14 protein-coding genes are annotated in these 14,748 nt (G+C 39.4%); 2 read left to right on the forward strand and 12 right to left on the reverse strand.

What is annotated here, in order from left to right:
- Window positions 1–2: 2 nt before the first annotated feature.
- From AB1471_RS07265 to AB1471_RS07280, 4 genes are all read right to left on the reverse strand, one after another.
- On the reverse strand, window positions 3–1,058 hold the full coding sequence (locus AB1471_RS07265; protein ID WP_367779081.1) for an ABC transporter ATP-binding protein: 1,056 nt from the start codon (window positions 1,056–1,058) through the stop codon (window positions 3–5).
- A gap of 16 nt (window positions 1,059–1,074) precedes the next feature.
- Window positions 1,075–2,106, reverse strand: a complete 1,032-nt coding sequence (gene opp3C / locus AB1471_RS07270) for an oligopeptide ABC transporter permease (RefSeq protein ID WP_367779082.1) — start codon at window positions 2,104–2,106, stop codon at window positions 1,075–1,077.
- Window positions 2,106–3,035, reverse strand: coding sequence for an oligopeptide ABC transporter permease (opp3b, locus tag AB1471_RS07275; RefSeq protein ID WP_367779083.1), 930 nt, complete (start codon window positions 3,033–3,035; stop codon window positions 2,106–2,108). Before opp3b ends, opp3C begins: the two co-directional genes overlap by 1 nt.
- Before the next feature lie 138 nt (window positions 3,036–3,173).
- Window positions 3,174–4,847: a peptide ABC transporter substrate-binding protein gene (locus AB1471_RS07280; RefSeq protein WP_367779084.1), complete on the reverse strand. Its 1,674-nt coding sequence runs from the start codon at window positions 4,845–4,847 to the stop codon at window positions 3,174–3,176.
- A gap of 277 nt (window positions 4,848–5,124) precedes the next feature.
- On the opposite strand from AB1471_RS07280, the gene AB1471_RS07285 reads away from it, so the two are divergent.
- Window positions 5,125–5,481: a DUF3899 domain-containing protein gene (locus AB1471_RS07285; RefSeq protein WP_367779085.1), complete on the forward strand. Its 357-nt coding sequence runs from the start codon at window positions 5,125–5,127 to the stop codon at window positions 5,479–5,481.
- A gap of 123 nt (window positions 5,482–5,604) precedes the next feature.
- On the opposite strand, the gene opp4C is transcribed toward AB1471_RS07285, so the two are convergent.
- The 8 genes from opp4C to AB1471_RS07325 all read right to left on the reverse strand — a co-directional run bounded on the left by opp4C (window position 5,605) and on the right by AB1471_RS07325 (window position 14,304).
- On the reverse strand, window positions 5,605–6,510 hold the full coding sequence (gene opp4C / locus AB1471_RS07290) for an oligopeptide ABC transporter permease (RefSeq protein ID WP_367779086.1): 906 nt from the start codon (window positions 6,508–6,510) through the stop codon (window positions 5,605–5,607).
- 15 nt (window positions 6,511–6,525) lie between these two features.
- Window positions 6,526–7,491, reverse strand: coding sequence for an oligopeptide ABC transporter permease (gene opp4B, locus AB1471_RS07295; protein WP_367779087.1), 966 nt, complete (start codon window positions 7,489–7,491; stop codon window positions 6,526–6,528).
- 42 nt (window positions 7,492–7,533) lie between these two features.
- The gene (gene opp4A / locus AB1471_RS07300; RefSeq protein ID WP_367779088.1) at window positions 7,534–9,273 is read right to left on the reverse strand and encodes an oligopeptide ABC transporter substrate-binding protein; all 1,740 of its coding nucleotides are present in this window, start codon (window positions 9,271–9,273) and stop codon (window positions 7,534–7,536) included.
- A 27-nt stretch (window positions 9,274–9,300) separates the two neighbouring features.
- Entirely contained in the window at window positions 9,301–10,314 is a 1,014-nt protein-coding gene (locus AB1471_RS07305; protein WP_367779089.1) for an ABC transporter ATP-binding protein, read from the reverse strand.
- Window positions 10,311–11,339 carry an ABC transporter ATP-binding protein gene (locus AB1471_RS07310; protein WP_367779090.1) on the reverse strand — a complete coding sequence of 343 codons (1,029 nt, stop codon included), beginning with the start codon at window positions 11,337–11,339 and terminating at the stop codon, window positions 10,311–10,313. Before AB1471_RS07310 ends, AB1471_RS07305 begins: the two co-directional genes overlap by 4 nt.
- A gap of 304 nt (window positions 11,340–11,643) precedes the next feature.
- Window positions 11,644–12,885 (reverse strand): beta-ketoacyl-ACP synthase II, encoded by a 1,242-nt coding sequence (gene fabF, locus AB1471_RS07315; protein WP_367779091.1) that lies wholly within the window; start codon window positions 12,883–12,885, stop codon window positions 11,644–11,646.
- 64 nt (window positions 12,886–12,949) lie between these two features.
- Complete coding sequence (locus AB1471_RS07320; protein WP_367779092.1) at window positions 12,950–13,885, reverse strand: beta-ketoacyl-ACP synthase III; 936 nt, start codon at window positions 13,883–13,885, stop codon at window positions 12,950–12,952.
- A gap of 227 nt (window positions 13,886–14,112) precedes the next feature.
- Window positions 14,113–14,304, reverse strand: a complete 192-nt coding sequence (locus AB1471_RS07325; RefSeq protein WP_367779093.1) for a ComZ family protein — start codon at window positions 14,302–14,304, stop codon at window positions 14,113–14,115.
- A 238-nt stretch (window positions 14,305–14,542) separates the two neighbouring features.
- Here AB1471_RS07325 and AB1471_RS07330 point away from each other — a divergent pair, with 238 nt between their 5' ends.
- A complete protein-coding gene (locus AB1471_RS07330) occupies window positions 14,543–14,728 on the forward strand; it encodes a YjzD family protein (protein WP_367779094.1) in 186 nt (61 codons plus the stop codon).
- The last annotated feature ends 20 nt before the right edge of the window (window positions 14,729–14,748 follow it).

Genomic DNA, 14,748 nt, shown 5'->3' on the forward strand with positions numbered 1-14,748 from the left:
GATTACTCCTCCCCTTTTGTGTTATACACGCCAGGAGTTTTTCTTTGTCTACGCTTTACAGCTTCAGGCGGTTCTACCTTTGGAGCATCGGGATGTAGAAGCCACGTTGCAGCATAGTGAGTTTCAGAAACCTGAAACATTGGTGGCTCTTCTTCCATATCAATGGCCATGGCATAACGGTTCCTTACTGCAAAAGCATCTCCTTTTGGTGGATTAAGCAAGTCCGGCGGTGAACCTGGTATGACAAAAAGCTCATCGTCATTGGCATCAATGCTAGGCATTGAACTAATCAATCCCCACGTGTAAGGGTGTTGTGGGTTATAGAATATTTCATCTACAGTCCCCACTTCAACGATACGTCCACCATACATAACAGCCACTCGATCAGCAACATTTGCTACAACACCGAGGTCGTGAGTTATGAAGATAATTGAGGTATCAATTTTTTTCTGCAGGTTCTTCATCAAGTCTAAAATTTGAGCTTGAATTGTTACATCCAAAGCTGTTGTCGGTTCATCTGCAATTAAAACTTGCGGGTTGCATGCAAGCGCAATAGCAATAACAATACGTTGTCTTTGACCACCAGAAAATTGGTGTGGGTATTGTTTTATTCTACGCTCAGGTTGCGGAAGCCCTACGAGTTTCAGAAGCTCCAAAGCTCGTTCCATCGCTTGTTTTTTTGAAAATTTCTGATGCTTTATTAGTGGTTCTGCAATCTGTTTACCGATTTTCATTGTTGGATTCAATGATGTCATTGGATCTTGGAAGATCATCGAGATATCTCTTCCTCTAATTTTCTGCATTTCCTTATCAGATAAATCAGCTAAGTTTCTACCATCAAACAAAATTTGACTACCTTTTTTAATCTCGGAATTCGATTTAGGTAATAAACGCATGATAGATTTTGTTGTGACTGATTTACCTGAGCCTGATTCACCTACAATGGCTAGTGTTTCACCTTTTTTTAAATCAAAATTGACACCACGAATAGCTTTAACTTCCCCTGCATACGTGTTAAATGAAATATTTAGATCTTTAACGGTTAATATACTTTTCATCGGATTCCACCTGCCTTCAGTCTCTCATTTTCGGATCAAACGCGTCGCGTAATCCATCTGCTATCAGATTAAATGTAATCATTAATAAACTGATTACAATTGAAGGGATGATCAATTGATATGGATATAGCAACAACGATTTAAATCCACTTTCAATTAATGTACCTAGTGAAGCATCGGGAGGCTGTAAACCAAGACCGATAAAGCTTAAAAATGCTTCAAAGAAAATCGCATTTGGAATGGTAAACATCGTATTAATAATAATGACACCAACCATATTAGGCATCAGATGTTTAAAAATAATTCTTATATTCGTCGCCCCAAGTGTTTTTGAAGCCAGAGCAAACTCTTCATTCTTCAACTTTAACACTTGACCACGCACAACCCTTGCCATGGTTGTCCAACCTGTAATGGCTAAAGCAATTGTGATCGATAATATACCCGGTTCCAGAATCAGAATTAATAAGATAACGATCACTAGATTTGGAATTCCCATGAGAATTTCAATGATGCGTTGCATTATATTGTCGACGCGACCGCCAAAATAACCAGAAATTGCGCCATAAGATACGCCAAATATCATATCAATCGCTGTTGCTAAAAAAGCGATTAACAAAGAGATTTGAACCCCTTCCCAAAGACGGGTAAAAAGGTCACGTCCAAATTGATCCGTACCAAACCAGTAAGATTCTTCTACTTGACGGTCCTCGTATGGCGTTAACGTTTCACCTTCACGGTTTGTAATTGTACCATTAAAAGGAAGCCAATCGATGTGTTGTATAGCCTCAATTCTTGGCGGTAAGTTGTTATGCTCAGCCCTTTGGACATCACCGTCATATCCGCTTAAATAAGGACCAATAAAAGCCATGATGATCAGCATCGTTAGCAGCACTAAGCTGATGATTGCGGCCTTGTTTTTCTTGACACGAAGCCAAGCATCTTGCCAAAAGTTTAGACTTGGTTTTTCTATTTTCTCGCCCAATGATTCATCGTAATGAGCGGGCTCAAACATTTCTTTAGGGAAACGTTTACCTGAATGATTTGCCATCAGTTATTCCCTCCTGACAGTCTAATACGTGGATCAATGATACTGTATAAAATGTCAACAATAAAAATAATCACGATAAACAATGTTGCATATAGAATCGTCGTACCCATAATAACCGGATGGTCGAGTACTTTTATGGATGTAACAAATTGTTCCCCTATGCCAGGAATCGCAAATACTTGCTCGACCACAAGTGACCCTGTCATTAAAGCTGCAGTGAGCGGTCCTAAAACCGTAACAACAGGAATTAACGCATTTCTCAAAGCATGTTTAAAAGCGACTTCAAACGGAGTAGCACCTTTTGCACGTGCTAATGTAATATAATCTGATCCTAATACATCAATCATTTCTGTTCTCATAAATCGAGCTGCAATAGAGATTGGGAAAATGGCAAGAGCAATCGAGGGGAGAATGGAATATTCAAAACCTCTCCAAAAAGCAACTGGCAACCATCCTAATTTAACAGCAATAAAATATTGCAGTAATGCTGCAAAAACAAACGAGGGAATGGATTTACCCAAAATAGCTAGGAAGGTTGAACCATAGTCCATCCAAGTGTTTTGTCTAAGGGCTGCTATTACTCCTAAAACAATTCCGAAAATCGTACCAAAAATCATTGCCTGTAAACCGAGAGTTACAGATGGACCAACACGTTGTGAGATCAATTCTGTAACAGGTGTATTGCTAAATTGAAATGACACACCTAAGTCACCCTGTAAGACATTCCCCATATATTTAAGGTATTGAATCGGCACAGGCTGGTCCAATCCATACTTTGCATTCATAATCGCTAGCTGTGAATCTGTAAGCTTTTCAGCAGCTGAAAACGGTGACCCTGGAATTAATTTCATTAGAAAGTAAGACAGCGATACAATGATAAAAAGGGTAATCAGCATGTAACCAATGCGCTGCAAAACATATTTCCCCACAAAGGGACACCTCCATATTTTAAATACCGAATAATTCTACATGTTTTGACAATTGTTTTATATGGAAAAAGAGAGTACATGTTACTATACTCTCTCTCCCATACGTAATCTCGTATAAAATTTACATGAGTCTATTACTTACTCACTCTTTGAAATTGGGAAAAAGCTGAACTCAGGTCCAACATCGTGATACGTAAAGTTGTTAACATTTTCATTAACAAGAATGTTTGCTTTACGTTGATAGATTGGAATAATCGCAGCGTCTTCTTCAAGCAATACTTTTTCTGCTTCTTGTAACGCTTCAAAACGCTTAGCTGGATCATTTGCATAAGTTGTTTCTGCATCTTTTAGCAATGAATCATATTTTTCGCTTGAATAAGCCATTTTGTTGTTTCCGCCATCCGTAATCCAAAGGTCAGAGAATGAAATCGGATCAAGATAATCAGGCCCCCAGCCTGCGAATTGCAAGTCATAATCTAAAGTTTTGTCACGCTCAAGACGCACACTGAATGGTACACTATCAAGCTTAATTGAAAGTCCTTCAAGATTTGTTTCAAGTTGGTTTATAATATATTCGTCTGCATCCATTGCTGCTTCAGAGTCTCCACCAAGGTAGGATAGTTGAATTGAATCTTCCCCTAACTCTTCAAGTCCTTTTGCCCAAAATTCTTGTGCAGCTTCTAGATCATACGTTAGCATGTCTCCGTTTGCTTCACGGAAATCTTCACCTGTTTCTGGATTTTGAACAAACTCTTGTGGCACTGCATAGTTTGCAGGAATGGAACCATTGTTAAAGATATTGTCAGTCAATGATTGCTTGTCAATTGCCGTCGCAAGTGCTCTACGAATATTTTCGTTTTTAAGTGCATCATTTGTCTGGTTCATTTTAACCCAGAACACTACTGGCTCTAACCATGATACAAGGTTAGGATCTCCTTCAAATTGAGCAACAAGTTCTGATGAAAGCTTTGATGTAATTTCAGCGTCTCCTGTTTCATAGAGATTTACTGCCGTTTGTGATGCTTTTACTTCGTTAAACGTAATTTTATCTAGAGCTACATTTTCAGCATCCCAATAGTCTTCGTTTTTAGCATATTCCCATTCTGAAGCCGTGGTTCCTGCCCACGTGTCAAGAACGAATGGGCCATTAAATATAAGAGTTGACGCATCTGATGCATATTTGTCACCTTGTTCTTCAACAAATGCTTGGTTTTGTGGGAAGAACGTCGGGAATGCCATAAGAGAGTTAAAATAAGCAATCGGCTTCTCTAGCGTAATTTCTAGCGTCTTGTCGTCTAACGCCACTGCACCAAGCGTACTTGGATCTGCACCGTCATTAAAAATTTCTGAAGCTCCCTTGATTTTACCTTCCATTAGATAAGGGCCGTAATCTGAACCGGCTTCAGGGTCCAATGCACGCTGCCAAGCAAAGACAAAGTCATGTGCCGTAACAGGATCGCCATTTGACCATACTGCATCTTCTTTAAGTGTATACGTGTAAACTGTACCATCTTCGCTTACTTCAGGCTCTCCGTCAGCCACAGCAGGAACAGTTTCCTGATCTGCATTTAAACGGTTAAGGCCTTCAAACACATTATTCATTGTCGAAAAACTAACAGTATCTGCAACAATACCTGTATCCAATCCTGGGATTGAAGATGTTTCTAATACAGTTAATTCTTGTGGTACATCAGATGCTGTACCAGCATCATCGTTTGTGTCACCGTCATCATCAGTGTCGCCACCGAAACATCCTGCTAGGACCACACTAAGTGATAGCATTAAAACGAACAGTTGTGAGTATTTCTTCATCCTTTTTGACCTCCCTCTATTTATCTGAAAATAGTTACAAGTATGATTATACAAGTTTTTAGATTTTTGTACACATATTATTTATTATTTTTACAAAATTTTTTTAATATTAATACTTTATTAGTATACTATTCGGCATTTTCGATGAAATTATGACACATTATTCTAACTAGATTAAAAATTACTAATCTAAATTAATCTAGCAAACTCTTTTTATATTTGTATAACGACAAATTACGAATTAAACTGTTTATATACTAATTAAGGAGTGTTTCCATTGACGAAATTTTCTTTAGCCTTACTAGTGATCGGCTATGGGCTTTGTATTATGATTTCACTCATATATTATGGTCAAATCACCCTGCTTTCCCTCATTAACACCTCATTCTTCATTGGAGCAGGATATTTATTTTTTTCTTTTACGGTATTTGTCCTTAGTACTGGGTTTTTTGATCTTGTATCGAATAGCTTTAGAAAAATGTTGTCCATGACCAAACCGATGATAAAAGAGGAAGTAGAAGATATGCGGTCATTGTCTGATGCTATTTCTGTCGTTGAGATTAAGCCTTTTTTATATAGTGGTTCGATTATTACAGGTACAATGTTCATCGCTTTATTTTTTTACTATAGTTAAAATCAAAACAGATGATCACTCGGTTGATGTCACCCTATCTAATAAAGATTCATTCCTATCCATCGATTGCGCTTAACAAAATAAAAAGTCGTTGTCTAATTTAGACAACGACTTTTTATATCATTAGCGATTCGATTTCGGGTTAAACGCATCCTTAAGTCCTTCACCTATAAAATTGATTGAAAGAATGGTTAGGGTTAGGATGATTGCAGGCGGCATCCAGATCCATGGTTTGTCACGTAGAACGTCCGCTTCTTGCGCTGAAGAAAGCATGTTGCCCCAACTTGGTGTTGTCTGTGGAACACCAAATCCTAGGTAGCTTAATCCTGATTCTGCGACGATCAAACCAGCAAACAAGATAGTGGCTTGTACAATAATCGTTGATAGAACGTTCGGTAACAAATGCTTTATTATTACCTTAAATGGTTTACAACCGATCGATACGGCAGCTAAAATATACTCATTTTCTTTCTCAGCAAGAATTTTACTTCGTACGACACGAGCAACTCCACCCCAGCTGAGCAAGCTTATGACGGTAATTAGTACCCACAGTCCATCGACAATTCCGTGAAGGATTGAGTTAAGAACGAGGACAAAAACGAGGAACGGGAAATTTAAAACGAAATCAGTAAAACGCATAAGAAGTCCATCTACAAAGCCACCATAGTATCCAGCAACCGATCCTACGACTGTTCCAAAAAAGATCACTAGAGCAGTACATAACATTCCTACAAGCAAAGAGATTCTCCCACCGTAAAGCAGGCGCGTCCATACGTCACGACCTGATTTATCAGTGCCTAAGAAATGCTCTCCACCTGGCTCGAGGGACATTTGTCCAATATTTACTTTTACAATATCATGGGTTGTAATGTAAGGCGCAAGAAACGATACGATAATAACCATTAATAAAAAAATACTACTTGTTATCGCTAGCTTGTTACGAAGGAATTTACGTCTAGCAATAGTAAAAGGAGACATATTAATGGTTTTTATTTGCGGTTTATTGTTGTTAACTGTTACGTTCACCATTGGTACTCCTCCTCATTAATCTAGACGAATTCTTGGATCAACAACACCATACAAAATATCGGCAACCAAGTTCCCAATAAGTGTTAACGTTGATAACATCATGGTGATCGCCATCATGGTTGGATAATCACGGCTGGAGACGGAGTTCAGGAATAGTTGTCCGATTCCCGGATAAGTAAAGATCGTCTCTGTAATAATTGCTCCACTAATAATTGTCGCAATATCAAAGCCAAGAAATGTGATCAATGGGATGATCGAGTTACGCAAAATGTGAACGTTATAGATTTTGGATGTAGCAGTTCCTTTTGCACGCGCAGTACGCACAAAATCTTTTCGACTATTTTCTATAATATCATTACGCAAAAATTGAGTATAACTTGCTGTACTTAGCGCTCCTAAAACAACGGCCGGCATGAGTACGTGGTGAAAGCGACTCAGCCAATAATCAAGTGTCCCTTTTTCAAGCTGTATATCCACCGAACCAGCGTAAGGAATCCACCCTAAATTAAAGGAGAATATATAAATAGCAAAAACAGCCGCAATAAAAGATGGGATCGCTAATCCAATATAATTTAATCCTCCGATTACATGGTCACCAATCGTATACGGTTTTCGACCAGCAAAAATCCCCATTGCAAAGGCTAAAATATACGTAATCACGAGTGATGTTACACCAAGAAAGATGGTATTGGGCAGTCTTTCCGCAAGTAGTTCAGAAACGGGAATTTTGTATCTTGTTGATTTGCCAAAGTCACCTTGAAAAAATCCACTAATCCAATCAAAGTACTGTACTGGAAGTGGATCGTTATAACCTAGTCGTTCACGCATCTCTTCGATGTACTGAGGATCAGTATTGTTTGGATCAATCTCTCCACTGAGGGAATCTCCTGGCATCGCTTTCGCCAGGAGAAACACCACAATGGAGATAAGGAGCAGCATTGGAATCATTCCGATTATTCGCCGAATTGTATACTTTAACATAGATACTCTCCTTATCTAAGATACCTACAAAGTAAAGTACGATTACTCCGTTACATACCACTCATACGGGAAGTTAGAACCTGATACATCATAAGTTACTCCTGCTACACGATCACTAAGTGCAGTAATTTGGTCTAGCTCAGCAACAAAGATCATAGGAACTTCCTCTGTAACAAGTTGTTGCCACTGAACGTACAGATCTTTACGGGCTTCCTTATCGTCACCAACGATGCTTACATCTAGTGCATCTGCTAGTAATTGATCAGACTCTTCGCTTAAGAAACGTGGGTAGTTCCAGAGTTGGTCAGATCCCCAAAGACCCGTTGGATCTGGATCCGAGCCAGTACTCCACCCTCCAAAGAATGTTTCAATCTCAGGGTCATCTTCTTCAATCATATCGTAGTAAAGATTAACTTCTATCATTTCAACTTCTGCGTTAATTCCAACTTCATTCCAATATTGAACGATTGCTTGTGCACGCGTTTCAAATGTTGTATCTGACGTTTGGTAATGAGAGAATTTAGCAACGAATGGCTCTCCGTATGGATCTTCAACAAATCCGTCACCGGTAATGTCTTCGTAGCCAGCTTCAGCAAGTAGGTCTTTTGCTTTTTCTGGATCATACTCATAAGTTGAAAGGTCAGATGAATCCGCAGCAATCCAATGGGTTGATGGAACTGGCCCGTTAACTGGAGAGCCGTAACCGAAGAAGAATGCATCGATCCACTCCTCACGGTTAATTGCATGAGCCATCGCTCTACGTAGGTTTACGTCAGCATACTTCTGTTTGTCTTCATGGATGGTATTTGTTTCAGCATTAAATGTACCAAGTTTGAATGCAATGTATTGGTAAGATCTACCTGGATATGTAATAACTTTAATGTTCTCCATATTTAATGCTCCTTCAGCATTTACTGGAGCAAGATTGATCATGTCTATATCGCCTTGTCCAAGTGCACCTATAACTGTTGAGTTACCTAGGATTTGAACAATGATCCCATCAAGTTTAGGCTCACCTTGCCAGTAGTCGGTGAACTTAACTAGCTCGATAGACTCACCAGGAAGGATTTTTTTAACTTTGAATGCTCCAAGCCCCACTGGATTTTGACGAACTTGTGGAGAAGCGGACATTTCAGCGACAGGAATGCCTTCAAATTCAGTACGGTTCATTGGATAAGTCCATACGTTAACCAAGTTGTTAACGCGAGCTTCGTCAAAAGTAATTGTTACATTGTAATCATCAATGACTTCGATACCGGAGATGTTGTCAGCTGTTCCCTCACGATATGCTGGAGCTCCTGCGATCGTTTGAACGTTTGAATAACGAGGACCATCATAATCGGCGTCAGCTATTGTTTCTAGTGCAAACACCCAGTCATGTACGGTTAACTCATCACCATTGTGCCACATTACGCCTTCTTGAATCGTAAATGTGAACGATTGGTTATCCTCAGTTTCCCATGTAGCAAAGTTTGGTTGAGGTTGTAGATTTTCATCATATGTGATCAACCCTTCGTCAAATAGGTCAAGTACCTGTCCATCCGTAACGTTTCCATAGAATGCCCAGTTGAAAAGACCTTCTGGAGCAGCCTCCATACCGTATGTTAGTATTCCACCTGCTACAGGTTCACCAGCAGATGCTTCTTTATCAAATGTAGTGTTTATTTTTCCTTCAGGTGTTTCCTCTGTACTTGGATATGCACTATCCGAGACACATGCTGCTAAAAATGAAGAAAGGATTAGTTGCATCGTTAACATAAATAGTAACGACTTCTTCTTCATTCTGTTCCCCCCAAAGTTGTTTGTGATTTAGTAAAGAATACATGCTACGCGATGACCAGGTGTGACCTCCTTTAAAGTAGGTTTCACTTGATAACACTCTTCTTTTGCCAGCGGGCAGCGCGTATGGAATGCGCAACCACTTGGCGGATTTTGTGGACTAGGTACATACCCTTTCAGCACGATGCGATCTTTTCTTTTTTTCGGGTCCATTTCTGGAATTGCTGAGATCAATGCTTGTGTATATGGGTGTAAAGGTCCTGCGTACAAACTTTCATTTGTCGCAACTTCAACCATATTACCAAGATACATTACCCCAATCCGATCACTCATATGTTTAACAACACTGAGATCGTGGGCAATAAATAAGTAGGTGAGATCGAACTCAGCTTGCAACTCTTTTAACAGGTTAAGTACTTGTGACTGTACAGAAACATCAAGCGCAGATACTGGTTCATCGGCAACGATCAGTTTCGGCTTAAGCGCTAGAGCTCGTGCAATTCCAATTCGTTGACGCTGACCACCAGAAAATTCATGACCATATTTGTCATAGGCTTCTCGAGGTAGCCCTACTCGAGAAAGCAGATCTAACACTTCATTTTTCAATTCTTTTTTACCGACTTTTTTATAGTTGCGAATCGGCTCTGAAATTATATCACCGACGCTTTGTGAAGGATTCAATGACGCATAAGGGTCTTGAAAAATCATTTGAAAATTTTGTCGAGCGTGACGTAATTCTGTCCCTGAAATCGTTGTGATGTCTTTTCCATCAAATAGAATTTTACCATCCGTTGGCTTTAACAAACGTAGAATCGTACGACCAGTGGTGGATTTACCACATCCTGACTCTCCTACTAGGCCGAGCGTTTCTCCTTTTTTTATTTCAAAGGAGATATCGTCGACCGCTTTCACCTGACCCATTGTTCGCCTTAGAAAGCCGCCTTTGACTGGATAATACGTTTTTAAATGACGAATATCTAACAATGTTTCTTTTTCAACAATCGTTGTTTGCTTTGTGCTTCGTTTTGTTTTAGTCGTGTTCATCGGTCACCCACCCTACCCTTTTGCGTGCTGTTTTTGAAAAACAGGCATGCCACTGCATGGCCTGGCTCATTTTCCACAAGTTGTGGAGTGGTGGTCAAGCATTCTGGCATTGCTTTTGGACAGCGGTTTGCGAAACGGCAACCAACTTGCGGCATTTGTTGAATGGAAGGTACAAGCCCTTCTATCGTTGTAAGCGTGTCTTTTTTCCCATCCATTTTTGGTATTGCCCCCATTAAGAGCTCAGTATACGGATGTTTAGGATCTTCAAAAAGCGTTGTTACATCTGTTTGCTCAATAATTTTACCTGCGTACATAACAATGACCTCGTCACAAATTTCAGCAACGACGCCTAAATCGTGGGTAATCATGATGATTGACATATCATTCACTTCTTGAATATTTTTCAGAAGATCCAAGATTTGGGCTTGTACCGTTACATCAAGTGCGGTCGTCGGCTCGTCCGCAATTAAAAGTTTTGGCTGACAAGCGATGGCCATTGAAATTATGACACGCTGTCTCATACCACCTGACAGTTGGTGAGGGTATTCTTCCACAATTTTCTTCGGACGAGGAATCCCTACACTTCTTAAAAGGGCGATACTCTTTAGCCTTGCTTCTTTCTTACTAATCTTTTCATGGTTTAGCAAAACTTCCTGTAGCTGATAGCCGATCGTAAATACTGGATTAAGTGCCGTCATTGGCTCTTGGAAAATCATTGAGATTTCTTTTCCACGAATTTGGTTCATTTCACGTTCCGAAAGTTTTTCAAGATTTCTGCCTTCGAACTTAATTTCTCCTCCACGAACTTTCGCGATTTCATTTGGAAGAAGTTGCATAACGGACAGTGACATGACACTTTTTCCACAACCTGACTCACCAACTATTCCGATAATTTTCCGCCGATCAACTTTAAAAGAAACCTTTTCTACAGCATTGTAGTAACCCTTACCAATCTTAAAGCCCGTTTGGAGGTTTTTAATCTCAAGTAGTGGTGTTTCAACCTGGACTGAGATTTGTCTAGCCATTTGAACACCTCTAATTTTTAATATTTTCTATCAATTTATATTATTTATATAAAATACTATTACAACATTTTTTGATAATATCTAAATTTCACTATTCTAATTATCAAAGACCCGTAGATACTTCTGTATTTATCGGGAATAAGTTTTTTTAGTATTTTTTACTTTCTTATGTTTCATTACTATAAATATTTGTTATCAACCAACACAAACTATCTTTTTTGAATGATATTACAATAGAATGGATAAACAAAAAAGCAGAGTGTACACTGTGTACACCCTGCTCTGGTATCCTTATTTACTTTATTTATTCTTCATACGTTTTAAATACAATTGTAGCATTATGACCACCAAATCCTAGTGAGTTACTCATAGCTACTTTTACTTCTTTTTTCCTTGCTTCATGCGGTACATAATCAAGGTCACACTCTGGATCAGGAGTATCTAAATTGATTGTAGGTGGTAGGATTTTTTCTTTTAAAGCCAGAACTGTAAAAATTGCTTCCACTCCACCAGCTGCTCCTAATAAATGCCCCGTCATGGACTTGGTTGAACTAACAGCTAATTTTTTTGCATGATCAGCAAAAACTTCTTTGATCGCCATTGTTTCATATTTATCATTGTAAGGTGTGCTTGTACCGTGGGCATTAATGTAACCCACCTCATTTGGGTTGATGCCAGCATCTTCTAACGATTGGATCATCGCACGGACACCACCTTCTCCACCTGGAGCTGGGGCAGTAATGTGATGAGCATCTCCCGTAGATCCATACCCTACGATTTCTGCATAGATTGGAGCATTTCTTTCTTTTGCGTGCTCCAGCTCTTCTAAAACGAGTATGCCTGCACCTTCTCCCATGACAAATCCATCACGATCTTGATCAAACGGACGGCTAGCTTTTGTCACATCTTGATTGAGTGTTAAGGCCGTGTTGGCAATAAAACCTGCCATCGCCATTTGTGAAATAGGGGCTTCAGCACCACCGGTCACCATTGCATCCGCATCGCCTCGTTGAATCACTTTAAATGCATCACCAATTGAATTCGTACCACTAGCACAAGCTGTCACTGTACAAGAATTCATCCCTTTTGCTCCAATGGCAATGGACACTTGACCTGCTGCCATATCAGGGATCATCATCGGTACGAAAAATGGACTTACTCGACGGTAGCCACGTTTTGAAAATATTTCAAATTGCTTCTCAAACGTTTCCATCCCACCAATTCCTGAACCAATCCACACGCCAATTCGGTCAGCATTTGAGTCATTGATCTCAAGGTTGGCATCTTTTACAGCCATTTGCGATGACACAACCGCGTATTGTGTAAATCGGTCCATTTTCCTTGCTTCTTTTTTCTCCATATACTCTTCTATATTAAAATCCTTTAATTCTGCGACAGCTGATGCCGGGAAATCATCTTTGTTTAATCTCGTTAGTTCACCGATTCCTGATTTTCCAGCGATGATGTTGCTCCATGTTGTTTCAACATCATTTCCTAAAGGAGAAACCATTCCTAATCCGGTGACTACTACACGACGTTTAGACATTTCAGTCGTCAACTCCTTCACGTTTTTTAACTATTAATTAGAATATTTGATTAGAATGTATTTATTATCTTCCCCAGCGAAGTGCAATTGCCCCCCACGTTAATCCTCCACCGAATCCGACCATGACTAATAGGTCATCCTCTTTCACCTTCCCATTTTCAATATCTTCGACTAGCGAGATAGGAATAGAGGCTGCGGATGTGTTGCCATATTTATTAACCGTTTTTGACATTTTCTCAATTGGCAGATCAAGGCGCTGCCTTGCAGATTCCATTATGCGAATATTAGCTTGATGAGGAATTAAGTAGTCTACTTCTTCTTTTGTAAGTCCAGCTTTTTCAAGAACGCGCATACTCGATTCTCCCATTTGACGAACCGCAAATTTAAACACCTCGCGTCCGTTCATAACGAGATTTTCATTTTCTTGATACAAATGCTCACCTCCCGAACCATCTGCACCAAGATCAAAAGATAATACCCCTCTCTCTCCATTAACAGGGCCCAAGACCATCGCCCCAGCACCATCTCCAAAAAGAACGGCTGTATTACGATCTTCCATGTTTGTTATTTTTGATAGCTTCTCAACACCGACAACGAGGACATTTGTATATCCTGCATTCTCAATAAATTGCTTTGCCGTCACCATTCCATATATAAATCCTGTACAAGCAGCTGAGATGTCCATTGCTGAGGCTTTTTTGGCACCAAGCTTTTCCTGTAGCATACATGAGACGGATGGAAACGGCTGATCTGGCGTTACAGTTGCTACTAGTATCATGTCCAAATCTTCGGCATCAACATTTGCATCCTCTAGTGCTTTTACTGCTGCACCATAAGCCATATCAGAAGTGTCAACATCATCATTCGCAATGCGCCGTTCTTCAATACCTGTGCGTGTACGAATCCATTCATCTGATGTGTCCATTATTTTTTCAAGATCTTGATTCGTAACAATTTTTTCAGGTAAGTATCTTCCAATCCCCAATACTCCAGCACGCATACATATTCCTTCTTTCTTTTGGATTAAGCCGCAAAGAAATTATTTGTCTATCTCTATCTATTATCAATTATTATGACTTGGTCCTAATTTTATAACAAACTTCAATTTTTTACAACAATGACCCTACATGTAAAGGTACTTTCGCTTGTTAATGATCAAACAAACCCACTCATACCAATTGGCTAATCTTTTATAATTGCCATGGCACTTAGTGGGTTACTGTTCGTTTATTCGTCTTTTTGTGTAGCTTCTTTACATCCTAATTCGTAAGCGTCGTTCATTGCTTTTGCGAAAAGCCCCATGAATGGTTGTAGCGATTCGATTGAAACTTCAATCCCCGCTTGCTCCATACGCTCCTTCGCTTCTGGTAAATATTTCATTGCGATTTGCATGAATTCCATTGTTTTATCTTGTGCCATTAGATACACTCCCTTTTGTATTTCAACCTAACCGAATAAACGGATCTATGAAGGTTCATTTATTTACATTTATATATTACCCTACAAACTGAAGATGTTCCATCTATCTGTACGGACAACTAGTAATTTTCAATAATTTTCACGTTATCGATATTTATTTTCAGTTGATCTGTGGTAATATAGAAATAGAGTGTGTAAAAAGATAGGCGATACATATTTGTGAAACGAGGTGACGTTAATGGCTTATATTTGGACGTTTTTTTGGACATTCCTATTGATCCAAATGGCAACTTATGTAGTTAGTTCAATGAATGGAGTACCTTATAATTTTGTGACAGGTACGACTATTGCGGTTATAGCAACAGTAGCCATCTTTGTTATTGGAGCTATTATTCCTAAGCCTCAAGTCGAAGAACAACACTAAAAAACATGATCCCATATTGA

The sequence above is a fragment of the Jeotgalibacillus marinus genome (assembly GCF_040801915.1).
GTDB classification, from domain to species: Bacteria; Bacillota; Bacilli; order Bacillales; family Jeotgalibacillaceae; genus Jeotgalibacillus; species Jeotgalibacillus marinus.

What these genes read in the sequence shown, in the direction of transcription:
- AB1471_RS07265 (WP_367779081.1), bottom strand. Translation starts at nt 1,058, where the DNA reads ATGAAAAGTATATTAACCGTTAAAGATCTAAATATTTCATTTAACACG.
- opp3C (WP_367779082.1), bottom strand. Translation starts at nt 2,106, where the DNA reads ATGGCAAATCATTCAGGTAAACGTTTCCCTAAAGAAATGTTTGAGCCC.
- AB1471_RS07280 (WP_367779084.1), bottom strand. Translation starts at nt 4,847, where the DNA reads ATGAAGAAATACTCACAACTGTTCGTTTTAATGCTATCACTTAGTGTG.
- opp4C (WP_367779086.1), bottom strand. Translation starts at nt 6,510, where the DNA reads ATGGTGAACGTAACAGTTAACAACAATAAACCGCAAATAAAAACCATT.
- opp4B (WP_367779087.1), bottom strand. Translation starts at nt 7,491, where the DNA reads ATGTTAAAGTATACAATTCGGCGAATAATCGGAATGATTCCAATGCTG.
- opp4A (WP_367779088.1), bottom strand. Translation starts at nt 9,273, where the DNA reads ATGAAGAAGAAGTCGTTACTATTTATGTTAACGATGCAACTAATCCTT.
- AB1471_RS07305 (WP_367779089.1), bottom strand. Translation starts at nt 10,314, where the DNA reads ATGAACACGACTAAAACAAAACGAAGCACAAAGCAAACAACGATTGTT.
- AB1471_RS07310 (WP_367779090.1), bottom strand. Translation starts at nt 11,339, where the DNA reads ATGGCTAGACAAATCTCAGTCCAGGTTGAAACACCACTACTTGAGATT.
- fabF (WP_367779091.1), bottom strand. Translation starts at nt 12,885, where the DNA reads ATGTCTAAACGTCGTGTAGTAGTCACCGGATTAGGAATGGTTTCTCCT.
- AB1471_RS07320 (WP_367779092.1), bottom strand. Translation starts at nt 13,885, where the DNA reads ATGCGTGCTGGAGTATTGGGGATTGGAAGATACTTACCTGAAAAAATT.
- AB1471_RS07325 (WP_367779093.1), bottom strand. Translation starts at nt 14,304, where the DNA reads ATGGCACAAGATAAAACAATGGAATTCATGCAAATCGCAATGAAATAT.
- AB1471_RS07330 (WP_367779094.1), top strand. Translation starts at nt 14,543, where the DNA reads ATGGCTTATATTTGGACGTTTTTTTGGACATTCCTATTGATCCAAATG.